The 23,376-nt window shown below is 70.1% G+C and carries 24 protein-coding genes; 11 read left to right on the top strand and 13 right to left on the bottom strand.

Annotated elements, in window-relative coordinates; genetic code table 11:
- The first annotated feature begins 180 nt into the window (after positions 1 to 180).
- From folB to ACGF8B_RS03470, 3 genes are all read left to right on the top strand, one after another.
- Positions 181 to 540 (top strand): dihydroneopterin aldolase, encoded by a 360-nt coding sequence (folB, locus tag ACGF8B_RS03480; RefSeq protein WP_266915086.1) that lies wholly within the window; start codon positions 181 to 183, stop codon positions 538 to 540.
- Complete coding sequence (folK, locus tag ACGF8B_RS03475) at positions 537 to 1,148, top strand: 2-amino-4-hydroxy-6-hydroxymethyldihydropteridine diphosphokinase (protein WP_392734315.1); 612 nt, start codon at positions 537 to 539, stop codon at positions 1,146 to 1,148. Before folB ends, folK begins: the two co-directional genes overlap by 4 nt.
- Positions 1,149 to 1,212: 64 nt before the next feature.
- Entirely contained in the window at positions 1,213 to 1,695 is a 483-nt protein-coding gene (locus ACGF8B_RS03470) for a DUF3180 domain-containing protein (protein WP_384752162.1), read from the top strand.
- 44 nt (positions 1,696 to 1,739) lie between these two features.
- Here the strand turns inward: ACGF8B_RS03470 and folE are convergent, their stop codons facing one another.
- The 6 genes from folE to dacB all read right to left on the bottom strand — a co-directional run bounded on the left by folE (position 1,740) and on the right by dacB (position 9,582).
- Positions 1,740 to 2,345 carry a GTP cyclohydrolase I FolE gene (folE, locus tag ACGF8B_RS03465; protein WP_365476664.1) on the bottom strand — a complete coding sequence of 202 codons (606 nt, stop codon included), beginning with the start codon at positions 2,343 to 2,345 and terminating at the stop codon, positions 1,740 to 1,742.
- A gap of 151 nt (positions 2,346 to 2,496) precedes the next feature.
- Positions 2,497 to 4,527, bottom strand: coding sequence for an ATP-dependent zinc metalloprotease FtsH (gene ftsH / locus ACGF8B_RS03460; RefSeq protein ID WP_124719498.1), 2,031 nt, complete (start codon positions 4,525 to 4,527; stop codon positions 2,497 to 2,499).
- 239 nt (positions 4,528 to 4,766) lie between these two features.
- On the bottom strand, positions 4,767 to 5,306 hold the full coding sequence (gene hpt, locus ACGF8B_RS03455; RefSeq protein WP_072487175.1) for a hypoxanthine phosphoribosyltransferase: 540 nt from the start codon (positions 5,304 to 5,306) through the stop codon (positions 4,767 to 4,769).
- Between the two features lie 101 nt (positions 5,307 to 5,407).
- Positions 5,408 to 6,490, bottom strand: a complete 1,083-nt coding sequence (gene tilS, locus ACGF8B_RS03450) for a tRNA lysidine(34) synthetase TilS (RefSeq protein WP_392734312.1) — start codon at positions 6,488 to 6,490, stop codon at positions 5,408 to 5,410.
- Between the two features lie 199 nt (positions 6,491 to 6,689).
- Positions 6,690 to 7,823, bottom strand: coding sequence for a zinc-dependent metalloprotease (locus ACGF8B_RS03445; protein ID WP_392734310.1), 1,134 nt, complete (start codon positions 7,821 to 7,823; stop codon positions 6,690 to 6,692).
- Between the two features lie 253 nt (positions 7,824 to 8,076).
- A complete protein-coding gene (dacB, locus tag ACGF8B_RS03440) occupies positions 8,077 to 9,582 on the bottom strand; it encodes a D-alanyl-D-alanine carboxypeptidase/D-alanyl-D-alanine-endopeptidase (RefSeq protein WP_392734308.1) in 1,506 nt (501 codons plus the stop codon).
- An 86-nt stretch (positions 9,583 to 9,668) separates the two neighbouring features.
- Here dacB and ACGF8B_RS03435 point away from each other — a divergent pair, with 86 nt between their 5' ends.
- Together ACGF8B_RS03435 and ACGF8B_RS03430 are read left to right on the top strand one after the other, a co-directional pair.
- Positions 9,669 to 10,163 (top strand): inorganic diphosphatase, encoded by a 495-nt coding sequence (locus tag ACGF8B_RS03435; protein WP_003968257.1) that lies wholly within the window; start codon positions 9,669 to 9,671, stop codon positions 10,161 to 10,163.
- A gap of 217 nt (positions 10,164 to 10,380) precedes the next feature.
- A complete protein-coding gene (locus ACGF8B_RS03430) occupies positions 10,381 to 12,102 on the top strand; it encodes a threonine/serine exporter ThrE family protein (RefSeq protein WP_392734306.1) in 1,722 nt (573 codons plus the stop codon).
- Positions 12,103 to 12,120: 18 nt separating this feature from the next.
- Here ACGF8B_RS03430 and ACGF8B_RS03425 read toward each other — a convergent pair whose 3' ends face one another.
- The gene (locus ACGF8B_RS03425) at positions 12,121 to 12,834 is read right to left on the bottom strand and encodes a DedA family protein (protein ID WP_392734304.1); all 714 of its coding nucleotides are present in this window, start codon (positions 12,832 to 12,834) and stop codon (positions 12,121 to 12,123) included.
- Between the two features lie 147 nt (positions 12,835 to 12,981).
- Here ACGF8B_RS03425 and ACGF8B_RS03420 point away from each other — a divergent pair, with 147 nt between their 5' ends.
- The gene (locus tag ACGF8B_RS03420; RefSeq protein WP_342284300.1) at positions 12,982 to 13,347 is read left to right on the top strand and encodes a YbjQ family protein; all 366 of its coding nucleotides are present in this window, start codon (positions 12,982 to 12,984) and stop codon (positions 13,345 to 13,347) included.
- 60 nt (positions 13,348 to 13,407) lie between these two features.
- On the opposite strand, the gene ACGF8B_RS03415 is transcribed toward ACGF8B_RS03420, so the two are convergent.
- Positions 13,408 to 14,166 (bottom strand): MerR family transcriptional regulator, encoded by a 759-nt coding sequence (locus ACGF8B_RS03415; protein WP_392734302.1) that lies wholly within the window; start codon positions 14,164 to 14,166, stop codon positions 13,408 to 13,410.
- A gap of 136 nt (positions 14,167 to 14,302) precedes the next feature.
- On the opposite strand from ACGF8B_RS03415, the gene ACGF8B_RS03410 reads away from it, so the two are divergent.
- From ACGF8B_RS03410 to ACGF8B_RS03400, 3 genes are all read left to right on the top strand, one after another.
- Positions 14,303 to 15,589, top strand: a complete 1,287-nt coding sequence (locus ACGF8B_RS03410; RefSeq protein ID WP_392734300.1) for an ion channel protein — start codon at positions 14,303 to 14,305, stop codon at positions 15,587 to 15,589.
- A 125-nt stretch (positions 15,590 to 15,714) separates the two neighbouring features.
- Complete coding sequence (wrbA, locus tag ACGF8B_RS03405; protein ID WP_392734299.1) at positions 15,715 to 16,338, top strand: NAD(P)H:quinone oxidoreductase; 624 nt, start codon at positions 15,715 to 15,717, stop codon at positions 16,336 to 16,338.
- Between the two features lie 13 nt (positions 16,339 to 16,351).
- Positions 16,352 to 17,776 carry a glutamate decarboxylase gene (locus tag ACGF8B_RS03400; protein ID WP_392734297.1) on the top strand — a complete coding sequence of 475 codons (1,425 nt, stop codon included), beginning with the start codon at positions 16,352 to 16,354 and terminating at the stop codon, positions 17,774 to 17,776.
- 23 nt (positions 17,777 to 17,799) lie between these two features.
- Here ACGF8B_RS03400 and ACGF8B_RS03395 read toward each other — a convergent pair whose 3' ends face one another.
- The 4 genes from ACGF8B_RS03395 to ACGF8B_RS03380 form a co-directional block, all read right to left on the bottom strand.
- Complete coding sequence (locus ACGF8B_RS03395) at positions 17,800 to 18,420, bottom strand: PadR family transcriptional regulator (RefSeq protein ID WP_392734472.1); 621 nt, start codon at positions 18,418 to 18,420, stop codon at positions 17,800 to 17,802.
- Between the two features lie 18 nt (positions 18,421 to 18,438).
- A complete protein-coding gene (locus tag ACGF8B_RS03390) occupies positions 18,439 to 18,990 on the bottom strand; it encodes a DinB family protein (RefSeq protein ID WP_392734295.1) in 552 nt (183 codons plus the stop codon).
- Positions 18,991 to 19,090: 100 nt separating this feature from the next.
- Positions 19,091 to 20,548 carry an aldehyde dehydrogenase family protein gene (locus ACGF8B_RS03385; protein WP_392734293.1) on the bottom strand — a complete coding sequence of 486 codons (1,458 nt, stop codon included), beginning with the start codon at positions 20,546 to 20,548 and terminating at the stop codon, positions 19,091 to 19,093.
- A gap of 54 nt (positions 20,549 to 20,602) precedes the next feature.
- Entirely contained in the window at positions 20,603 to 21,484 is an 882-nt protein-coding gene (locus ACGF8B_RS03380) for a helix-turn-helix transcriptional regulator (protein ID WP_259927850.1), read from the bottom strand.
- 308 nt (positions 21,485 to 21,792) lie between these two features.
- Between ACGF8B_RS03380 and ACGF8B_RS03375 the strand changes: the two genes are divergently transcribed.
- A complete protein-coding gene (locus ACGF8B_RS03375; protein WP_392734290.1) occupies positions 21,793 to 22,311 on the top strand; it encodes an ATP-binding protein in 519 nt (172 codons plus the stop codon).
- 60 nt (positions 22,312 to 22,371) lie between these two features.
- Here the strand turns inward: ACGF8B_RS03375 and ACGF8B_RS03370 are convergent, their stop codons facing one another.
- Positions 22,372 to 22,614 carry a DUF397 domain-containing protein gene (locus ACGF8B_RS03370; RefSeq protein WP_037690973.1) on the bottom strand — a complete coding sequence of 81 codons (243 nt, stop codon included), beginning with the start codon at positions 22,612 to 22,614 and terminating at the stop codon, positions 22,372 to 22,374.
- A 253-nt stretch (positions 22,615 to 22,867) separates the two neighbouring features.
- On the opposite strand from ACGF8B_RS03370, the gene ACGF8B_RS03365 reads away from it, so the two are divergent.
- Entirely contained in the window at positions 22,868 to 23,368 is a 501-nt protein-coding gene (locus ACGF8B_RS03365; RefSeq protein WP_392734288.1) for a hypothetical protein, read from the top strand.
- Positions 23,369 to 23,376 lie beyond the last annotated feature (8 nt).

The following is a 23,376-nucleotide window of genomic DNA, read 5'->3' as shown; positions in this document are numbered from 1 at the left end:
CCCCGAAAGGGGTTGGAACGGGGCAGTGGGGGTATACGCGGCTACCAGTCCCGTGGGGCCGTGTCCACGGCCCCCGCGGGCGAGCACTGTCGGTGCTCGCAGGTAGATTCGAAAGAGAGCACCTCGCCGTCCGCACACGGCCCCGTGTCTCTACGACCAACGACAGCAGGAGTGATTCACGTGGATCGTGTCGCGCTGCGCGGCCTCAAGGCCCGTGGGCACCATGGCGTCTTTCCCAAGGAACGGGAAGAGGGCCAGACCTTCATCGTGGACCTGGTGCTCGGCCTGGACACCCGCCCCGCGGCAGCCGCCGACGACCTGACGAAGACCGTGCACTACGGCGTGGTCGCGGAGGAGGTCGTCGAAGTGGTGCAGGGCGACCCCGTGGACCTGATCGAAACGCTCGCGGAGCGCATCGCCCAGCAGTGCCTCAAGCACGAAGGAGTCGAGGAGGTGGAGGTCGTGGTGCACAAGCCGGACGCGCCGATCACCGTCCCCTTCGACGATGTGACCATCACCATCACCCGGAGCCGAGTATGACTGCGTTTTCCACCGACGGGCAGAGCGACCCGACCGTCCAGCCGGTGCCCGCCTCCGTGGTCGAGCAGGTGGACGCGGCGGACGTCACCCTCTCCAACCCCAAGCGCGCCGTGATCTCCCTGGGCTCCAACCTCGGCAACCGCCTGGAGACCCTCCAGGGCGCCATCGACGCACTGGAGGACACCCCCGGACTGCGGGTCAAGGCGGTCTCCCCGGTGTACGAGACGGAGCCCTGGGGTGTCACCCCCGGCTCCCAGCCCTCGTACTTCAACGCGGTGATCGTCGTGAAGACGACGCTTCCCCCGTCCTCCCTCCTGGAGCGCGGCCAGGCCATCGAGGAGGCCTTCGACCGGGTCCGCGAGGAGCGCTGGGGCCCGCGCACCATCGACGTCGACATCGTGGCGTACGCGGACGTCGTCTCCGACGACCCGGTGCTCACCCTCCCCCACCCCAGGGCCCGTGAGCGGGCCTTCGTCCTCGCCCCGTGGCACGACGTCGACCCCGAGGCCCAGCTGCCCGGCGCCGGCCCCGTCGCGGAGCTGCTGGCCGGAGTCGGCCGCGACGGGGTACTGCCCCGCGCCGACCTGGAACTCCGCCTGCCCGAGTAGTCGTTAGTCTCAGTCGTTAGGCTCGACGGAAACGGATCACCGGCGGCGAAGGGCGGATCACTCGGTGAAGCAACTCAGGCTCGGGGTACTGGCCGGCCTCTTCGCCGCTGCCGGGGTGCTCTCCTGGGGCGGTGCCCGCCTCTGGGACTCCCTGGGCAGCCTGCCGAGCGTTCCCCTCGCCGCTCCGATCGTGCTCGCGGTGATCGCCGTCATCCTGCTGGCGACGGCGCTCTCCATCCGTTCCCGGCTGCGCGCCCAGCGCGAGCGCCGGCCGGGAGCCAAGGGCATCGAGCCACTGATGGCGGCACGCGCGGTCGTCTTCGGCCAGGCCAGCGCCCTGGTCGTCTCCCTGGTCTCCGGAATGTACGGCGGCACCGGCGTCTTCCTGCTCGGCTCCCTCGACATCCCGGCCCGCCGCGACCAGGCGATCTACGCGGGCTTCGCCGTCCTGGCAGGCGTCGCGGTGGTCGCCGCGGCCCTCTGGCTGGAACGCATCTGCAGGCTCCCCGACGACGAGGACAACGACCGGAGCTCGGCGGCCGCGTAGGGCCACCGAGCTCCTGCGGTGCGGATGCGGGGCCGGTGGTCCGGTCAGCGCGCCATGATCAGGCTCATGGCCTCGGCACGTGTCGCCGGGTCGCGGAGCTGTCCGCGCACCGCCGAGGTCAGTGTCTTCGCCCCCGGCTTGCGGATACCGCGCATCGACATGCACATGTGCTCGCACTCGACGACGACGATGACCCCGCGCGGCTCCAGGATCTCCATCAGGGACTCGGCGATCTGCGTGGTGAGGCGCTCCTGGACCTGCGGACGCCGGGCGTAGACATCGACCAGCCGGGCCAGCTTGGAAAGACCGGTGATCTTGCCGCTGGTCGCCGGGATGTACCCGACGTGCGCGACGCCCCGGAACGGCACCAGATGATGTTCACAGGTACTGAAGACCTCGATGTCCTTGACCAGCACCATCTCGTCGTGGCCGAGGTCGAACGTGGTCGTCAGGACGTCCTCGGGCTGCTGGTGGAGGCCCGCGAATATCTCCTTGTACGCCCGCGCCACCCGGCCCGGCGTCTCGCGCAGTCCCTCGCGGTCCGGGTCCTCGCCCACCGCGATGAGGAGTTCGCGCACGGCGGCCTCGGCCCTCTTCTCGTCGAACTCGCCGATCGAACCCTGGCCGTCCAGCGTCACCGGGTCGGTCATCTGTGCCTCGTTCCTCTGAGCTGTCACGCGCCATGCCTCCGCACGGACGTACGAAAAAACCGCGCCCCCACAGGCTAGAACCTGTGGGGGCGCGGCTTCCATTCCGGGCCCGGTGCGATCCCCGTGAAAGGGGCCACACCGGGGAACGGGGTCAGCTCTCGGGCCGGTCCTCCGGGACGACCTCGGTGGCCGGGACGGTGTCCGTGGGGACGACCGAACCGTTCGCCGTGGTGGCGCCGTTGGTGAGGGCGAGCTCCTTCGGCGAGAGCACCGGCGGACGCGTCGAAGGCGTACGCCGGGCCGAGCCGGTCCACGCCGGACGGGCCGGGCGCTTCACGATCGGGGCGAAGATCTCGGCGATCTCCTCCTTGCCGAGCGTCTCCTTCTCAAGGAGCTGGAGCACCAGGTTGTCCAGGACGTCGCGGTTCTCGACGAGGATCTCCCACGCGTCGTTGTGGGCGGTCTCGATGAGCTTCTTGACCTCCTCGTCGACGAGGGCCGCGACCTCTTCCGAGTAGTCGCGCTGGTGGCCCATCTCCCGGCCCACGAAGGGCTCGGTGTTGTCGCCGCCGAACTTGATCGCGCCGAGACGCTCCGTCATGCCGTACTGCGTGACCATCGCGCGGGCCGTTGCGGTGGCCTTCTCGATGTCGTTGGCGGCACCGGTGGTCGGGTCGTGGAAGACCAGCTCCTCGGCCGCGCGCCCGCCCAGCATGTAAGCCAGCTGGTCGAGCATCTCGTTGCGCGTCGTGGAGTACTTGTCCTCCTCCGGGAGCACCATCGTGTAACCGAGGGCGCGGCCGCGGGAGAGGATCGTGATCTTGTGGACCGGGTCCGCCTGGGGGGAAGCCGCCGCGACCAGGGCGTGTCCGCCCTCGTGGTACGCGGTGATCTTCTTCTCCTTCTCGGACATGATCCGGGTCCGCTTCTGCGGGCCCGCCACGACACGGTCGATGGCCTCGTCGAGCATCTTGTTGTCGATCAGCTTCAGATCGGCGCGCGCCGTGAGGAGCGCCGCTTCGTTCAGCACGTTCGACAGGTCGGCACCGGTGAAGCCGGGCGTACGACGGGCGACGGCGCCGAGATCGACGTCCTTCGCGACCGGCTTGCCCTTCTGGTGCACCTTGAGGATCTCCAGACGGCCCTGCATGTCCGGCCGGTCGACCGCGATCTGCCGGTCGAAACGGCCCGGACGCAGCAGCGCCGGGTCGAGGATGTCCGGCCGGTTCGTGGCGGCGATCAGGATGACGCCGCCCTTCACGTCGAAGCCGTCCATCTCGACGAGCAGCTGGTTCAGCGTCTGCTCGCGCTCGTCGTGCCCGCCGCCCATTCCGGCACCGCGGTGCCGGCCGACGGCGTCGATCTCGTCGACGAAGACGATCGCCGGGGCGTTCGCCTTGGCCTGCTCGAAGAGGTCACGGACCCGGCTGGCACCGACACCGACGAACATCTCGACGAAGTCGGAACCGGAGATCGAGTAGAACGGGACGCCCGCTTCGCCGGCGACGGCGCGTGCGAGCAGCGTCTTGCCCGTACCGGGAGGCCCGTACAGCAGGACGCCCTTGGGGATCTTGGCGCCGACGGCCTGGAACTTCGCCGGCTCCTGGAGGAACTCCTTGATCTCCTGGAGCTCCTCGACGGCCTCGTCCGAGCCCGCCACATCGGCGAACGTCGTCTTCGGGGTGTCCTTGGTGATCAGCTTGGCCTTGGACTTCCCGAACTGCATGACCCGGGAGCCGCCGCCCTGCATCTGATTCATCAGGAACAGGAAGACGACCACGATCAGGACGAACGGCAGCAGCGAGAGGAGGATCGAGATGAACGGGGACTGCTTGGACGGCGAGACCGTGTAGCCCTCGTCGATCTTGCCGCTCTCGAACTTCTGCTGCAGCGTGTCCGCGAGCTGGACACCCTGGTTGCCGATGTAGCTCGCCTGGAACTTGGTGCCGGACTCGCCCGAGAGCTTCTGGCCCTTCTTCAACTCGATCTTGATGATCTGATCGTCACCGGTGGTCAGCTTGGCCTGCGCCACCTGGTCCTTGCTGATCGCCTGGATCACCTTGCCGGTGTCCACCGATTTGTAGCCGCCCGACGAGCCGACGACTGTCATCAACACGACCACGGCGAGGACGGCCAGCACGATCCACATGACCGGCCCACGGAAGTATCGCTTCACGTCCATCCATACGGGGCGAAGCCGCCCCGTCCCTCCTGCCCGTAGGTAAATGCTGCTGTGAGAAAAGACTGTTCTTCGGACGGTACCCCAGCATTGTCACCCGCGACTGCCGGGGACGTCTGTCAAAACCCGCCTTCGAAGGCTCAACGGCGGGGATCCCGTGAAAGGTTCCCCGCCGTCGGCTCCGGTCGGTCCGGGCACCGCCGGTGCCGGGCGAAGGGCCCCGGAAGGGCTCCGTGCGGAGGTCAGCCCCCGTAGACGTGCGGGGCGAGCGTGCCGACGAAGGGGAGGTTGCGGTACTTCTCGGCGTAGTCGAGGCCGTAACCGACGACGAATTCGTTGGGGATGTCGAAACCGACCCACTTGCAGTCGAGCGCGACCTTGGCCGCGTCCGGCTTGCGCAGCAGGGTGCAGATCTCCAGGGACGCGGGCTCCCGCGAGCCGAGGTTCGACATCAGCCACGACAGGGTCAGCCCCGAGTCGATGATGTCCTCGACGATCAGGACGTGCTTGCCCTTGATGTCGGTGTCCAGGTCCTTGAGGATCCGGACCACTCCGGAGGACTGGGTGCCGGCGCCGTACGACGAGACGGCCATCCAGTCCATGGTGACGGGGGTGGACAGCGCGCGCGCCAGATCCGCCATCACCATCACTGCGCCCTTGAGGACGCCGACGATGAGCAGGTCCTTGCCCGCGTACTCCGCGTCGATCTTCGCGGCCAGCTCGACGAGCTTCGCGTCGATCTCTTCCTTGGTGAGGAGCACCGACTGAAGGTCGGTGCCCATGTCCTTCTCGTTCACCCGCGTCTCTTTCTCTGCCTGCCCGGTCCGGGGTGTTGCCCCCGCACCTGCGCGGCCGCTCGCCTGCGTTGTCAGCCGCCTGTGCTTCAGCTCTGCCGAATGACCAGTCTGCCACCCTGCCGCATGGCTTCGACCCGACCGGGCAGGTTGATGGCCCGCTGGCCGCGCCAGCCGGTGATCAGACGGTCGACTTCCTCGATGTGCCGGGCGAAGAGCGAACCGGCCGGGGAACCGGCCTCCATGGCGGCCCGGCGCAGGACCCGGCGGCGTACGGCGGGCGGCAGCGCGTACAGCTTGGCGCACTCCAGACGGCCCGCGTCGTCCCGCACGGCGCGGTCGGCCTGGGCGGCCCAGGTGTCCAGCGCGTCGGCGTCGTCGCGGGAGAGCTGCGCGGTGCGGGCGAGGGCCTCGACGACCCCTTTGCCCAGCGCCTTCTCCAGGGCGGGCAGGCCCTCGTGGCGCAGCCGGGAGCGGGTGTAGGCGGGGTCGATGTTGTGCGGGTCGTCCCAGACGGGCAGCGACTGGACGAGGCAGGCCTTGCGGGCGGTCTGCCGGTCGAGCTGGAGGAAGGGGCGGCGGTATCGGCCGGCCGGTCCGGACGCGGCGGCCATGCCGGAGAGCGAGCGGATGCCGGAGCCGCGGGCGAGGCCGAGCAGCACCGTCTCCGCCTGGTCGTCGCGGGTGTGTCCGAGCAGGACGGCGGCGGCGCCGTGCCGCTCGGCCGCCGCGTCCAGGGCGGCGTAGCGGGCGTCCCGGGCCGCGGCCTCGGGGCCGCCGTCGTGGCCGACCCGCACGGCGACGGACTCGACCGGGTCGAGGTGCATCGCGGTGAGGCGGTCCACGACCTCGGCGGCCCGGGTGTCGGAGCCGTCCTGGAGGCCGTGGTCGACGGTGATCCCGCCGGCCCGGACGGAGAGCTTGGGGGCCTCGAAGGCGAGGGCGGAGGCGAGGGCCATGGAGTCGGCGCCGCCGGAGCAGGCCACCAGCACCAGCGGGGTGTCGGGGCGTTCGGGGAGTGCGGCGCGCCGCCTGCCCGCACCGGCTTCGGCGAGCTCGGGGTGCGGGGTGCGCCGGGTGAGGTCGGCGCTTCGGTTGTGATCGGTGAGTACGTCGTGGAGTACGCGGCGGACCGCCAGGCGTATCGCCGCGACCGCAGGATGGGGACCCATGTCCGGTGCCCTTCGTGGAGTTCGGTGAGGTGCCCTCGAAGTGGCGGACCGGAGATCTGCCGTCACTCAGAGTGCGTCGATGGTGACAGAGGCAAGCCGTCCATCGAGCATTGCACGCCTTCCCATGCCCCTACGGTCCCTCGGATGGGTGATTACCGGCGCGTTCTCATCCTGTCGTCCGCCGTCGGACCGGCCATGATCAGGACTCTGCCTTACGGTGCACCCTCGCGATCCAGTCGGCGGGCCTGGCGATCTCCGCCTTGGTGGGCAGGGTGTTCGGCGAGGTCCAGACCCGGTTGAAGCCGTCCATGCCGACCTCGTCGACCACGGCGCGGACGAACCGTTCGCCGTCGCGGTACTGGCGCAGTTTGGCGTCGAGGCCGAGGAGCTTGCGCAGCGCCTGGTCGAGCCGGCCCGCGCCGCGTGCCCTGCGCTGCTGGAACTTCTCCCGGATCTCGCCGACGGAGGAGACCACCTCGGGGCCGACGCCGTCCATCACGTAGTCGGCGTGGCCTTCGAGCAGGGACATCACGGCGGTGAGCCGGCCGAGGATCTCGCGCTGGGCGGGCGTCTGGACGAGTTCGACCAGGCTGCGGCCGCCCTCTTCGCCCTCCTCGCCCTCGGGGCGCCCCCCGGCCAGGGACTGGGCGGCCTCGCGGAGCCGTTCCAGCACGGTCATCGGGTCGACGTCGGTCTCGTCGAGGAATGTCTGGATCTCGCCCTGCAGATGGTCGCGGAGCCAGGGCACCGCGGTGAACTGGGTGCGGTGGGTCTCCTCGTGGAGCGCGACCCAGAGCCGGAAGTCGTGCGGGTCGACCTCCAGTTCGCGTTCGACGTGCACGATGTTCGGGGCGACGAGCAGCAGCCGGCCGCCGCCGTCGGCCGAGGCGGGGAGCTCGCGGGTGGCCGGGGCGAACGTCTCGTACTGGCCGAGCACCCGGGAGGCCAGGAACGACAGCAGCATCCCGACCTCGACGCCGGTGACCTTGCCGCCGACCGCGCCGAGCACGGCGCCGCCGGGGCCGCCCGCGCGCCGGTCCTGCATCTTCCCCAGCAGCGGGCGGAGCAGTTCGCGGAAGCCCGCGACATTGGCCTTGATCCAGCCGGCCCGGTCCACGACCAGGACGGGGGTGTCCTCCGGTTCGGTCCCCTCCGGGATCATCCGGGTGAAGGAACGGACGTGCTCCTCCGCGGCCTTGGCATGCCGGCGCAGCTCCGCGACGACCTCGCGGGCCTCCTCGCGGCTGATCTCCGGCCCCGGCCGCACAAGTCGGGTCGCGGTCGCGACCGCGAGATTCCAGTCGACCATCTCGGCACCACCGATGCTCGTCATGCGTCAACCGTACGTGCTCGGGTCCGTCCGCGGTGCGGTGTTGAAGGCTCAGAGTCTGTCGGGTGGCCTTCGATCGGAAAGCGGACGCGGTCTGGTGCGTGCGATTCCAAGGCGCCGGGATGGCCTCGGGTGGGGCCTCCCCTGCTCGAACGGAGTTGAGAGCTTGGGGAAGGAGCTACCAGGCCATCCCGGCAACGCGGGAAGCGTGCGTGCCAGACCGCGTCCGCCCGGTCAGAGGCCACCCGACAGGCTCTCAGCCGGTACGGGAGGCGAGGGTGGTGGCGAGGGTGTCGAGCGCGGTCTGGGCCTCGGACGGGGAGGTCGTGCCGGATGCCAGGAAGGCGAAGGCGAGCAGCCGGCCCTGCCGGTCGACGACTGTTCCCGCGAGGGTGTTCACGCCGGTGAGGGTGCCGGTCTTGGCGCGGATCAGGCCGGTGCCCCCGGACTTCCCGGTGAAGCGGTCGCTGAGCGTGCCGCTGAAACCGGCCACCGGGAGGCCGGTGAGGACCGGGCGCAGTTCGGGGTGGTCCGGGTCGGCCGCTCGGGCGAGGAGGCCCGCCAGCAGTCCGGCGGTGACCTTGTCCTTGCGGTCGAGTCCGCTGCCGTCGGCGAAGTCCGCGCCGGCCAGCGGCAGGTGGAGCTTCCTGAGCTGTGCGGTGACGGCGCGTCGGCCGCCCGCGAAGTCCGCCGGTTCGCCGGCGGCGAGCGCGGTCTGCCTGGCGAGTGCCTCGGCGATGTCGTTGTCGCTGTTGGTCAGGGCCCGCTCGACCAGGGCGGAGAGCGGTACGGAGCGGTGTTCGGCGACCTTGCGGGAACCGGTGGCCGGGCGGCCGGGCTCCGGCTCCGCCCCGGTGTCGATCCCGGCGTCGTCGAGGAGCTTGGCGAAGGTACGGGCGGTGTCCCCGGCCGGGTCGTCGCTGCGCGGGGCGGGTCCGCTGGTGGTGTCGTCGAGCCTGCCCTCGTCGGTCATCAGGGCGCTGACGGGTGCGATGTTCTCGTTGGGGCCGATCGGGTGCCGGGGCGGGCCGGAGTAGCGGGAGGTGTCGTAGGTGAGGCGGGCCTTCTCGACTCCGTGGTCCTTCAGGGCGCGGGCGGTGTCGGTGGCCAGCCCGCGCAGGGCGGCCCGGTCGAGGACGGGGTCGCCGCCGCCGACCAGGATGAGGCGGCGGAAGTCGGGGGACGCCCGGACGGTGGTGGCGATGCGGTGGTCGGGGCCGAGGGCGGTCAGGGCGGCGACCGCGGTGGCGATCTTGACGGTGGAGGCGGGCGTCATGGGGGTGCCGGCGCCCTGGCCGTACAGCCGCTCGCCGCTGGCGGTGTCGATGACGACGGCGGCGTGCCGCTCGCCCAGCGCGGGGTCCTTCAGCAGCGGGCCGAGGGCGGCGCGGAGGGCGGCGGCTGCGCTGTTCGAGGTGGTGCGGGTGTCCGGGGCGGAGTTGTCGACGGCGGCGGAGAGTGCGGCCAGGACGGCCGGGGCGCTGGGTGCGGGTTCCGGTCCGGACGGGGCGGCGGATTCGTGATGTGCGCCACCTGTGCCGCTCCGGGCGGCGGCCCAGTCCCTCTCGGCCTTACGCTGACCCGAGTCCCATGGGCCGGCGGCAAGGACGACGCCGGCTGCGAGCGCCAGGCCCAGGCCGGCGGAGACGGCGGTGAACTGCCGGTCGTTCAGTCCCCTCGACCTGATCATGCCGGCCCGACGGGCGAGCCTGCTCAGCTTGTCCAGCGGGTTGACCGACGGTCTTTTCACCGGCTCGTCCACCGTTGACCAGCCCCTTTCGCGAGCACACATCTGCGTGGGGGACACTTAATCACCAGTCGTATGTGTTGATCATGGAGGAGCCACCCGTGGAGTTCGACGTCACCATCGAGATCCCGAAGGGTTCGCGGAACAAGTACGAGGTGGACCACGAGACCGGTCGGATCCGCCTGGACCGTCGACTCTTCACCTCGACCAGCTACCCGGCGGACTACGGCTTCGTCGAGAACACCCTCGGCGAGGACGGCGACCCGCTGGACGCGCTGGTCATCCTGGACGAGCCGACCTTCCCCGGCTGCCTCATCAAGTGCCGTGCCATCGGCATGTTCCGGATGACCGACGAGGCCGGCGGCGACGACAAGCTGCTGTGCGTGCCGGCCTCCGACCCCCGGGTGGAGCACCTGCGCGACATCCACCACGTGTCGGAGTTCGACCGCCTGGAGATCCAGCACTTCTTCGAGGTCTACAAGGACCTGGAGCCCGGCAAGTCCGTCGAGGGCGCCGACTGGGTCGGCCGCGCCGAGGCCGAGGCCGAGATCGAGGCCTCCTACAAGCGTCTTGAGGCGCAGGGCGGCGCGCACTGACCCCAGGGTCGCGGCCGGTTTCCGGCCGAGGTACGTGACACGGTTCCGTTTGCGGTTCCGTGCCGGAGCGGGCGGTACTCCCTCTGTGGAGTGCCGCCCGTTCCGTGTGTCCTGACCCGGGCCCGTGTGCCGCCCTCCTGGCGTCCCTGCCGCCTCCCGTGGCCATACTGGGCACAGGTGCGGCCGACGGTGCGCAGTCGAGGAGGAGCGAGGTCGAGTGGTGGCGGAGCAGGGCGGTCCGGAGGACCAGAAGCCCCAGTCCGACGAGGCGCGCAGTGCCTTCGTCCCGCCGGCCGGGGTGGACCGGCGCGCGTCCGCGCCCGACGACGACCACCCGACCTCGGAGTTCGCCGTTCCGTCCGGTCTGGCGGCCGAGCCCCAGGGGCCGGGAACGGGTTCCGCTTCGGGTTCCGCTTCGGGGCCGGGTCCGGGTTCGGGCCCGAGTTCGGACACGATCGGTTCGGCCTTCGCGCCGCCGAGCACGTACAGCGCCCAGCACTCGCCGCCCGCCTTCACCCCGGCCCACGGCAGCCCGATGATCCGGCTGACCAAGGAGGCCCCCTGGCAGGACCGGATGCGCACGATGCTGCGGATGCCGGTCGCCGAGCGCCCGGCGTCCGAGCCGGTGCAGAGGGCCGACGAGGCGGGGCCCGCAGTGCCGCGCGTGCTCGACCTGACGCTGCGTATCGGGGAGTTGCTGCTGGCGGGCGGCGAGGGTGCCGAGGACGTCGAGGCGGCCATGTTCGCGGTGACCCGCAGCTACGGCCTGGACCGCAGCGAGCCCACGGTCACCTTCACCCTGCTGTCGATCTCGCACCAGCCGTCGCTGGTCGACGACCCGGTGACGGCGAGCCGTACCGTACGCCGGCGCGGCACCGACTACACCCGGCTGGCAGCCGTCTTCCGGCTGATCGACGACATCACCTCCGAGGAGGTCGAGGTCTCGCTGGAGGAGGCCTACCGGCGGCTGGCGGAGATCCGGCGCAACCGTCACCCGTACTCCGGCTGGGCGCTGACGCTGGCCGGCGGTGGCCTCGCGGGAGCGGCGTCGGTGCTGGTCGGCGGTGGTCCGCTGGTGTTCGTGGTGGCGGCGGTCGGCGCGATGCTCGGCGACCGGCTGGCCTGGCTCTTCGCGGGCCGGGGGCTGCCGGAGTTCTACCAGTTCGTGGTGGCGGCGATGCCGCCCGCCGCGATGGGCGTGGCGCTGACCCTCACCCACTGGTCGGACGTACGGCCGTCGGCGGTGATCACCGGTGGGCTGTTCGCGCTGCTGCCGGGGCGGGCGCTGGTGGCGGGGGTGCAGGACGGACTGACCGGCTACTACATCACCGCGGCGGCGCGGCTGCTGGAAGTGATGTACCTGTTCATCGGCATCGTCGTCGGTGTGCTGCTGGTGCTGTACCTGGGTCTCCAGCTGGGCGCCCAGCTGAACCCCGAGGCCAGATTCGTCCCGCACGACCGGCCGGTGGTGCAGATCCTGGCGTCGATGGCGCTCTGTCTCGCGTTCGCGATCCTGCTCCAGCAGGACCGGTCCACGGTTCTGGCGGTGACCCTCAATGGCGGTGTGGCCTGGGTGATCTACGGGGCGATGGCCCGTACCGGCAATATCTCGCCGGTGGCGGCGACAGCTACGGCGGCCGGTCTGGTGGGTCTGTTCGGGCAGCTGTTCTCGCGCTACCGGTACACCTCGTCGCTGCCGTTCATCACGGCGGCGATCGGTCCGCTGCTGCCCGGTTCGGCCACGTACTTCGGTCTGCTGGCCGTGGCGCAGGGGAGGGTGAACACCGGGCTCGCCTCGCTGTCGACGGCGGTGGCCACGGCCCTGGCCATCGCGATCGGGGTGAACCTGGGGAGCGAGATCTCCCGGCTGTTCATGCGGGTGCCGGGTGCGGTCGGCGGGGCCAACCGCCGCGCGGCCAAGCGGACGCGCGGCTTCTGAGACCCGGCGGGACGTACGTCAGCGCTTGGCGTGCCGGCCGCGCTGGCCCGGGGACGGGCTGCCCCCGGCGGACGGGCCCTGGCCCTCGCCGTCGCCGGACGCCGCCTCCTTCTTCGACTTGGAGCGGGCCCGCAGGAACTCGATCCCGATCGGCACCACCGAGATGAGCACGATCAGGATGAGCATCGCCTCGATGTTCTCGTGGACGAAGTCGATCTTGCCGAGGGCCGAGCCGAGCAGCGTGACGCCGACGCCCCAGAGCACTCCGCCGATGATGTTGAACACGATGAACGAGCGGTAGTTCATCCGGCTCACACCGGCGATGATCGGCGTGAACGTACGCACCACGGGCACGAAGCGGGCCAGGATCAGCGACTTCGGGCCGTACTTCTCGAAGAACTCGTGCGCCTTCTCGACGTTCTCCTGCTTGAAGAGGCGGGAGTCCGGGCGGTTGAAGAGCGAGGGGCCGACCTTGCGGCCGAAGAGATAGCCCACCTGGTCGCCGATGATCGCCGCCAGCGCCACCAGGAGGCAGACCAGCCAGAGCGGGGTCTTCAGCTGGCCGGTGGTCACCAGCAGACCCGTGGTGAACAGGAGCGAGTCGCCGGGGAGGAAGAAGCCGATCAGCAGTCCGGACTCGGCGAACACGATGAGGAGTACGCCGGGGAGTCCGAAGGTGTTGATCAGATAGTCCGGGTCCAGCCAGCTCGGGCCGAGCGCAAGCGTATTCAAGGGTCCGGGGCTCCTGGATCGTTCGATGGCGGCTGCGTGGCCGCCCAAAGCTATCAACGCGGGATGACGCCCCTGGGTTCCAGTGGCCCGCGCGGGGATGCACACCGGGGCAACCGGGACAAAGCTGTCCCCAGGAGGTGCCACACGATGGGCATTGAGGATTACGGCGGCGGGCAGACGGACCGGTCGGACGTCCTGGTCGTCACGACGAACGACGTGCCGGGCTTCCAGGTGACCCGGGTGATCGGGGAGGTGTTCGGCCTCACGGTCCGCTCCCGCCATCTGGGCAGCCAGATCGGTGCCGGGCTCAAGTCCATGATCGGCGGCGAGCTGAAGGGGCTGACCAAGACCCTGGTCCAGACCCGCAACCAGGCGATGGAACGTCTCGTCGAGCAGGCGAAGGCACGCGGTGCCAACGCGGTGCTGATGATGCGCTTCGACGTGACCGAGGCGGCCGACGTGGGCACGGAGGTGTGCGCGTACGGAACGGCGGTCGTGATCAGCAGGAGCTGAGCGGGCGGGGCCACGGGGGCGGGGGCGGTCGTCGTCCGGCCGCCCCCGCCCCCGTGGCGGTCACGCCAGGCGCCGGGCGTTGGCGTCGATCGCGTCCCGCAGATGCTCGGCCAGGCCCGGCCGCATCGAGTCGTAGAACGCCCGGAACCGCTCGTCGGACACGTACATCCCGCCGAGCCCCCGGTGCATCTCGGCGGAGCACTCGTAGAACCACTTGCCGATGTGCAGCCGGTGGGCCTCGGCCAGGTCCATCGCCCGCTCACCGGTGGCCGGCTCCCCGGCCTCCACCAGCGCGGCGTAGGCGGCGCTCCACTCGGCGACCTCCGCCTGCATCCGCTTCCAGTCGTCCTTGGTGTACCGGGCGGCCCGGCGCTGCGACTCGGCGTAGGCGTCGGTGCCGCCCCAGCGGGCTTCGGCCTCCTCGGCGTGCTCCTCGGGGTCCTTGCCCCCGAAGACCTCGAACTTCTCCTCGGGCGTGAGGTTGATGCCCATCTTCCGTGCCTCCATTGCTGTCTCGACGGCGTCGGCCATCCTTCTGAGCTCGGTGATCCGGTCGGAGAGCAGTCGGTGCTGGCGCCGCAGATGTTCCTGCGGGTCCGCTCCCGGATCGTCGAGCAGTACCGCGATCTCGTCGAGCGGGAAGCCGAGTTCCCGGTAGAACAGGATCTGCTGGAGCCGGTCGAGATCGCCGTCGTCGTAACGGCGGTGCCCGGCCCGGCTGCGCCCGCTGGGCGAGAGCAGTCCGATGCCGTCGTAGTGGTGCAGGGTGCGCACCGTGACTCCGGCGAATCCGGCGACCTGTCCCACGGGGTACTCCATGGCTCCCCGCTCCCTTCTCCGATCGGGTACGTCCTGAGCCTCGGCCCTGACGTGACGTGAGGTGCAAGTCCGAATCGGCACCACCCTCGGTGCCATCTGATGAGTTATGTTCCTTTTACGCCGTTATGGTGAGCCGGTGGCCACCGAATCCCCCGCCCTCGCCGGATCCGCCCCCGAGCCCACCCCCGTACGGCGGCTGCTGCCCGTCATCGTGCCCGCACTGGCCGTCGGGGTTCTCTGCGCCCTCGTCCTGCTCGGCATCAGCCTGCTCGCGGAGAGGCTTCAGGACGTGCTCTGGGGGACGCTCCCCGACGCGCTCTCCGTCGGCCGCTACTCCGTGCTCTGGACGGTCGTGATGCTCACCGCGAGCGGGCTGGTGGTCGGGCTGCTCGTCCGGGCGGTGCCCGGTCACGCGGGCCCCGATCCGGCGACCACCGGGCTGGTCGATCCGCCGCTGCCGCCGGGGGTGGTCCCGGGGCTGCTGCTGGTCACGGTCCTGACCCTGGCGGGCGGGGTCAGCCTCGGTCCGGAGAACCCGATCACGGCCGCCAACATCGCGCTGGCCTGCTGGCTCGGCCGCCGCTTCCTGCCCGGCACACCGGCGGCGATGTGGCTCTCGCTCGCCGCGGCCGGCACCATCGGGGCACTCTTCGGCACCCCGGTCGCCGCCGCGCTGATCCTGTCCGAGATCCTCGCCTCCCGCGCCGAACCGGGCGCGCTCTGGGACCGCCTCTTCGGCCCGCTCGCGGCGGGCACCGCGGGTGCGCTCACCATGACCCTGCTGGCCCATCCGAGCTTCGACCTGTCACTGCCGCCCTACACCCGCACGAACTGGGACGACCTGCTCTCCTCCGTCGTCGTCGCGCTCGCCGGGGCGGTGCTCGGCCTGCTGGCGGTGTACGCCTTCCCGTATGTGCACCGGTGCTTGTGGGCGCTGAGGCACCCGGTCCTGGCGCTGACCGCCGGCGGGCTGCTGCTCGGCCTGCTGGGCGCGCTGGGCGGCCGTCTCACCCTGTTCAAGGGGCTCGACGAGGTGAAGGAGCTGGCCGCCGACCCGAGCGGGTGGCCGGCCGGGCAGTTCGCGGTCATGGCCGTGGTGAAGACGGCCGCGCTGGTGATCGCGGCGAGCTGCGGTTTCCGGGGCGGTCGGATCTTCCCCGCCGTCTTCGTGGGCGTCGCGCTGGGGCTCTGCGCCCATGCCCTGGTCACCTCGGTGCCGGTGGCACTGGCGGTGACCTGCGGGGTGCTGGGGGTGCTGCTGGCCATCACCCGGCAGGGCTGGCTGAGCCTGTTCACCGCGGCGGTGCTGGTGGGCGACGCGGCGGTACTGCCGCTGCTGTGCGTCGCCTCGCTGCCCGTGTGGCTGCTGGTGACCGGGCGGCCGCAGATGCAGCTGCGCGAGGACGGTACGCCGCTGAAGTGAGCCGGGGTGCCGTCGAAGTGAGCCGGAGTGCCGTCCGACGCGCCGGATGCCCACCCCTTCCGTATCGTCGCAACCGTATGGATTCGTCCGGATTCATTCCGTCAGGTCCGTCGGAGGTTCGCGCCATGCCCACGCCCGTCAACGTCGCCGTCATCTACTACTCGTCGACCGGAACCGTCGCCACGATCGCCAAGGCCGTCGCGCAGTACGCCGAGAAGGCCGGTGCCGAGGTGCGGCTGCGCAAGGCCGGTGAGCTGGCCCCGCAGGCGGCCATCGACTCCAACCCGGCCTGGGCGGCCAACGCGAGGGCCACCGCCGACATCGCCGAGGCCTCGCCCGACGACATGATCTGGGCGGACGCCGTGATCCTCGGATCGCCGACCCGGTTCGGCAACGTCACCTCCCAGCTCAAGCAGTTCCTCGACACCCTCGGCGGCCTCTGGCAGGCGGGCCACCTCGCGGACAAGGTCTACAGCGGCTTCACCTCCACCAGCACCGCGCACGGCGGCCAGGAGTCCACGCTGCTCGCGCTCTACAACACGATCCACCACTTCGGCGGCATCCTGGTCGCCCCCGGCTACACGGACCCGTCGAAGTTCGTCGACGGCAATCCGTACGGCACCTCGCACGTGGCCGGCCAGGGCGACATCCCGGTCGGCGAGCAGACCCTGACCGCCGCCCGGGTCCAGGCCGAGCGGGTCGTGAAGTTCACCCGGGCCATCAAGGACGGCCTGGCCGCCGAGCACTGAAAGGGCCGCCCCGATGCCACTCCACAAGGGCTCGCCCCAGAGCACCGAACCCTCCGACCCCCGCCGCCGGCTCGCCCTCAACCCGTTCTACGGGGAGGCCGACCCGGCCGCGGGCATGGAGTCGGCGCCGCCCCGGCACCGGCTGCCCGACGGGCCGATGCCGCCGTCGACCGCGTACGGCCTGGTCCATGACGAGCTGATGCTCGACGGCAACTCACGGCTCAACCTCGCCACCTTCGTCACCACCTGGATGGAGCCCCAGGCCGGGATCCTGATGGGCGAGTGCCGCGACAAGAACATGATCGACAAGGACGAGTACCCGCGCACCGCCGAGCTGGAGCGGCGCTGTGTGGCGATGCTCGCCGACCTCTGGAACGCCCCCGATCCCTCGGCCGTCGTGGGCTGTTCGACGACCGGTTCCAGCGAGGCCTGCATGCTCGCCGGAATGGCGCTGAAGCGCCGCTGGGCGGCCAGGAACGCCGACCGCTATCCCGCGTCAGCCCGGCCTAACCTGGTCATGGGCATCAATGTGCAGGTCTGCTGGGACAAGTTCTGCAACTTCTGGGAGGTCGAGCCGAGGCTGGTCCCGATGGAGGGCGACCGCTTCCATCTCGACCCGCAGGCCGCGGCCGACCTCTGCGACGAGAACACCATCGGTGTCGTCGGCATCCTCGGCTCCACCTTCGACGGCTCCTACGAGCCGATCGCGGAGCTGTGCGCGGCACTGGACGCCCTCCAGGAACGCACCGGCCTGGACATCCCCGTCCACGTGGACGGGGCCTCCGGGGCGATGGTGGCGCCGTTCCTGGACGAGGACCTGTCCTGGGACTTCCGCCAGCCGAGGGTGTCCTCCATCAACACCTCCGGGCACAAGTACGGCCTGGTCTACCCGGGCGTCGGCTGGGTGCTGTGGCGTTCGCCCGCCGAACTGCCCGAGGAGCTGGTGTTCCGGGTCAACTACCTGGGCGGCGACATGCCGACCTTCGCGCTGAACTTCTCCCGGCCGGGCGCGCAGGTGGTGGCGCAGTACTACACCTTCCTGCGGCTGGGCCGGGAGGGCTACCGGGCCGTCCAGCAGGCGTCCCGGGACGTGGCCTGCGGGCTCGCGAAGCGGATCGGGGCGATCGGCGACTTCCGGCTCCTCACCCGGGGCGACCAGCTGCCCGTCCTCGCGCTGACGACCGCACCGGACGTGACGGCCTTCGACGTCTTCGACGTGTCACGACGGCTGCGGGAACAGGGCTGGCGCGTACCGGCGTACACCTTCCCGGCCAACCGGCAGGACCTGGCGGTGCTGCGGGTGGTGTGCCGCAACGGCTTCTCCTCGGACCTCGCCGAACTGCTGCTGGAGGACCTGGACCTGATCCTTCCCGACCTGCGCCGCCAGGCTCACCCGCTGAGCCACGACCGGGAGATGGCCACCTCGTTCCACCACTGAGGCGCCGGCCGGCCGGCCGGGGCTCAGCGACCCGTCGCGTAGGGGTTCTCCTGCCCCTCGGCGAGCACTCCGACGAAGGGTTCGCCCTCCCCCGCGAAGGTGTACGCCCCGCCCTCGATGCGGGCGATCAGTCCGCGCGTCCACTCGGCCCCGGCGTCCGCCGAGTGGACCCACATGTTCATGATCTCGCCGATGTGGCCGATCGACTCGGGCCCGTCCTGAGGCGTGTAGTACTCCGTGACCGTGGCCCGCCAGGCCGCGAGACCGGCGACCCGCTCCTTGAGCAGCGCGACCGCCTCGGCCCGCTCCAGGTCGACGATCCCGCCGAGCGCCGCCGACAGCACGTCCGGCTTCTGGTCGTACGAGGTCAGCGCCGCGCGCAGCAGCGTGAAGTACTCCTCGTCGCCCCGCCCGGTGATCTCGTACTCGGTACGGGGCGGGCCGCCCGCCGTGCTCGGGGCGGTCTCGTGGGCGAGCAGCAGTCCCTGCTTCGCCATCTGCTTCAGTGCGTGATAGACCGACCCCGGCTTGGCGTTGGACCACTCGTGCGCGCCCCAGTACTCCAGGTCGTTGCGGACCTGATAGCCGTGCGCCCGGCCGTGCTGGCGCACGGCGCAGAGGACCAGCAGCCGGATCGCGGACATCTCACGCACCCCTTCTACTCAACTTTGATTAGAGTAGCCCTTCGCCTCGGCGATCAGCTCGAACGCGGTCCGGCCGTCCAGGGACTCCCGGATGATGTCGGCGTGCCCGGCGTGCCGGGCGATCTCCTCGACGAGATGGGCCAGCAGCCACCGCATCGAACACCGCTCCCCCTTCGGGAACCAGGGAGCCTCGGGCAGCGGGAAGGTGTCGCTCATGTCGGGCACCGAGCGGATGAACTTCTCGGTCTCGGCCGCGATGCCGTCCCAGAACTCCAGCATCTGCGCCACGGTCTCGTCGCCGACGAGCCGGAAGCTGTCCGCCCAGGTCTCCTCGACGCGGGCGCCCTCGTTCGGCTGCTGCTGAGCCATCCGCAGCCAGTTCAGCTCGGTCTCGGCCACGTGCTTGAGCAGCCCGGAGAGCGAGAGTTGGCTGACACTGGGGCGGCTCGCCGCCTGCTCCTCGGTCAGTCCGATCAGGGAGCGCCGGATCGCCCCGCGCTGGGCCTCGACGAAGGAGAGGAGCATGCCGCGCTCGTCGCCGGAGGTTTCCGAGGGAACGTGAGTGACCATGATGACCGCCTCGATGCTTTGTGCCGGTTCTGCCTGACACCGAACAAGCTACGGCCCGATGCGGTCAGCTTCTGTCCTCGATGACGAGGAGGCACGGAAATCAGAAGGGGAAGGCGGTCCGGCCGTGCTGGACCGAGATCCACCGCTGGGTGGTGAAGGCCTCGACGGTCGCCTCGCCGTTCAGCCGGCCGAGGCCGGAGGACTTCTCGCCGCCGAACGCCACCAGCGGATCGTCCTGCACGGTCGAGCCGTTGACGTGGAACATCCCGCTGACGATCCGCCGCGCGAACCGCACCCCGCGTTCGGTGCTGCCGGTGTGCACCGCACCGCTCAGCCCGTACGGGGTGTCGTTGGCGATCCGTACGGCCTCGTCCTCGCCGTCGAACGTCAGCAGCAGCGCCACCGGGCCGAATATCTCCTGGGACAGCAGCGGTGAGCCGTCGGGGAGCCCGGTGAGCACGGTCGGCTCCACGAGGTTGCCGCGGGTCCGGCCCCGGACGAGCGCGGTGGCCCCCTCGGCGATCGCCTGGTCGACCAGCGCGGTCAGGGCGTCGGCCTGGAAGGTGCTGATGACCGGGCCGATCCGGGTCTCCGGATCGCGCGGGTCACCGGTCTTCAGCGCGGCCACCGCGGCGGTGAACCTCTCGGTGAACTCCCGCTCGACACGGCGGTCCACCAGGATCCGGTTGGCGGCCATGCAGACCTGCCCCTGGTAGACGAAGCGGCTGTGCACCGCGGCGTCGACCGCGTAGTCGATGTCCGCGTCCTCCAGCACCACCAGGGCGCTGTTGCCGCTGAGTTCGAGGATCGTCCGCTTGAAGTGCCCGGCCGCGACCGCACCGACATGGCGGCCGACCCGGTCCGAGCCGGCGAACGAGATCACCCGGGGCACGGGATGCTCGATGAACGCGTCGCCGATCTCGGCGACATCGGTGATCACGACGTTGAGGAGTCCGGCGGGCAGTCCGGCGTCCTCGAAGATCTTCGCGATCAGGGTGCCGCCGGATATCGGGGCGTTCTGGTTGGGCTTGACGACGACCGCGTTGCCGAGCGCGAGAGCCGGTGCGACGGACTTCATCGCCACCAGGAACGGGAAGTTGAACGGGCTGATCACACCGATGACGCCGACGGGCAGCCGGTAGAGGCGGTTCTCCTTGCCGTCCGCAAGGGCGGGCAGCAGGCTGCCGGGCGGGCGCAGCGCCTGACGGATCGCGTCGCGCAGGAATTCCCCGGCGACCCGGACCTCGTACTCCGCCTTGACCCGGGTGCAGCCGATTTCGTCGATGATCGCCTCGACGATGTCGTCGTGCAGTTCCCCGGTGACGCGCAGCGCGCGTTCCAGGATTTCGCGACGCTCGTACGCTCCGGTGGTGGCCCAGGCGCGCTGGGCACGTTCGGCGGCGCGGTAGGCCAGGTCGACCTCCCGCGCGGTGGCAATGGTGATCGCGGCGAGTTTCTCCCCGTCGAAGGGATTGAAATCGATGATGTCCCACGAGCCGGTTCCGGTCCGCCACTCACCGTCGATGTATTGGTCGGCCAGCTCGTAGAAGAAGGACATGCAGATCCCTTGACTCAGGTGCAACTCCCGTCGAACCGTCATCGTACTGACGAATCAGGTGAGTTGGAGTAGACCACGGAGCAGATCGCGGCTCTCCTCGGGCCCCGGGCTGTCCTCGTGGAGCCGCACCATGGCCTTTTCGTACTGCGCGACTTCTTCGGCCTTGTCCAGATAGAGCGCACTTGTCAGCTGCTCCAAATAGACAATGTCCGACAGATCGGATTCAGGGAATCGCAGCATCGTAAAAGAACCGCTCTCGCCGGCATGCCCGCCGAAACTGAAGGGCATGACCTGGAGAGTGACGTTGGGCTGTTCCGACATTTCGATCAGATGCCGCAATTGCCCGCGCATCACTTCGCGGTCGCCGTACGGCCGGCGCAGCGCCGCCTCGTCCAGTACGGCGTGGAGATGGGGGGCACGTTCGGAGACGAGGGCCTTCTGACGCTCCAGCCGCAGCGCCACCCGGCGGTCGATCTCGACGGCGGGCGCGGCGCCCATGCCCCGGGTGACGACCGCGTGCGCGTACGCCTCGGTCTGCAACAGCCCGTGGACGAACTGGACTTCGTACACCCGGATGAGCGATGCCGCTCCCTCCAGTCCGATGTATGTCTGGAACCAGCCGGGCAGCACATCGCCGTAACTGTGCCACCAGCCCGCCACGTTGGCCTCACGGGCCAGGCCGAGCAGGGCATCGCGCTCCGCCTCGTCCGTGACTCCGTAGAGCGTGAGCAGATCCTCGACGTCCCTGGCCTTGAAGCTCACCCGTCCCAACTCCATGCGGCTGATCTTCGATTCGGAGGCCCGGATGGAGTAGCCGGCCGCCTCACGGGTGATGCCGCGCGAGTCGCGCAGCCGCCTGAGCTGCGAGCCCAGCAGGATGCGCCGCACCACAGATCCACTCGACTCGCCTGCCGCCACTGGCCCGGTCCTCCCCATCGCTTCCCTGGCATCGGGGCTCCCCCCTGAACCCCAAGTGCCGGATTCTGCCACCAAAACGCTTCAGCCCGTACTCATTCGATTACGGAAATGAGAAGCCTTCCAGAAAGCTGTGAAAATACGCGCAGGAAGAAATGACCAAGAACCGGCACGGGTTCGGACAGGTCAGGCGCGTGCACGTGCATCTGCCCTTGCATCTGCCCTACGCATTGGGAACCATGGGGCTCGCGCACCTGCGTGCTCGTTCGTGTTGTGCCGCTGTACCCCCCGCAGTTCTGATACAGCCGCGAATCCCGGGAGTGCCTCGCATGGGGACGAATGGATCGACGATGCTCGCGCCGTTACGGCAGGGGCTTCCCCCCATCGATCCCTCAGGCGTCTCCGGATCGGCCACCTGCACACTGCCCGCCCGCTACGAAGCCGTGGGCGGGGCAAGGCGGTTCACCCGGACGACGCTGACCGGATGGGGGCTCGCCGACCGGTTCGACGACGTCGCACTGGTGGTCTCCGAACTCGTCACCAACGCCCTGCGGCACGCCCTGCCCTCGGACGGCGCCGGGCCGGAGTCCCAGGACCCCCCGGTACGGCTGCATCTGATGCGCTGGAGTTCGCGGCTGGTGTGTGCGGTGCGCGACCCCAGCCAGGAGAGCCCGATCGCCTCCGAGGCACCGGACTGCGCGGAATCCGGCCGCGGCCTCTTCCTCGTGGAGTCCTTCAGCGACTCGTGGGGCTGGCATCCCTCGCCGGTGGCCGAGGGCCCGAACGCGCCGGCGTCGTCGCGCGGCAAGGTGGTCTGGGCACTGTTCCGGCTCACCGACGGCATCTGATCCGTCCGGCCGCGACGAGCGGCCGGCGGTCCGGGCCGGACACCGGCCCGCGGGGAGCGCTCAGCCGCCCGCTATGAGGTGGTCGAACTCCCCGTCCTTCACACCGAGCAGCAGTGCCTCTATCTCGGCCGGCGTATAGACCAGCGCCGGCCCGTCGGGGTGGCGCGAATTCCGCATCGCCACATCTCCGTCGGGCAGTTTCGCGAACTCCACGCAGGAACCCTGGGAGTTGCTGTGTCTGCTCTTCTGCCAGACGACTCCGCGAAGCTCTGTGGCCGCCATGCCGTTGTACACGTGGTGCACAGGACGCTCCCCGAGTTGCAAGGTGCAAGTGTCAACTGTCTCGGATCATAGCTCTGTTCAAATTTCCCTGCATGCGCAGATGCATGCGCGGATGCACGTGCACGCGGGGTGTTCCCGTGATTACAGCTTTACTCCGTATGTACAGACGCAGCGGACGCCGTTTCGGCTGCGTCTACCCCGGGTCGGGCTCTCCATCCCGCCGGAACCCGCTGATAACTTGGCCCGGTCTTTCGTCAACGAGGGGGAATTACAGATGCACAGGCTCGTACGGACCGGCGTGGTGATCGCTGCCGGAATCCTCTCCGCCGCGGCACTGACCGGCTGCGGCAGCGACAGCGAGAAGAGCGACACACCGAGCGGATCCACCGCTTCGGACCAGCCCGGCGGATCGTCCGGCGAGTCGTCCGGCGACGACAACGGGTCCGCGACGAACGCGGCGGCGCTGGAAGGCGGTTGGGCCGGGAGGACCGGTGGCAAGGCGGTCGTCCTGTCGGTGTCGTCGGGCAAGGCCGCGCTCGTCACCGAACAGCACGCCTGCACGGGCACCGTGCAGGGCACGGGCAAGGTGACGCTCACGCTGAAGTGTGTCGACGGCGGCGACGACCGCACCGCGGGGACCATCGAGTCCAACGACGGGAAGACCGTCGTGGTCTCCTGGGCCGGCGGGATCGAGGACACCCTGGCCAAGACCGACCCGGGCGCCCTGCCGTCCGGTCTGCCGGACCTGGCCGACCTGCCGACCACGGCTCCCTGACGCCCGGC

The organism is Streptomyces sp. NPDC047917 (genome assembly GCF_043204345.1).
GTDB classification, from domain to species: domain Bacteria; phylum Actinomycetota; class Actinomycetes; order Streptomycetales; family Streptomycetaceae; genus Streptomyces; species Streptomyces sanglieri.
This window is presented reverse-complemented; position numbering and strand designations above follow the sequence as displayed.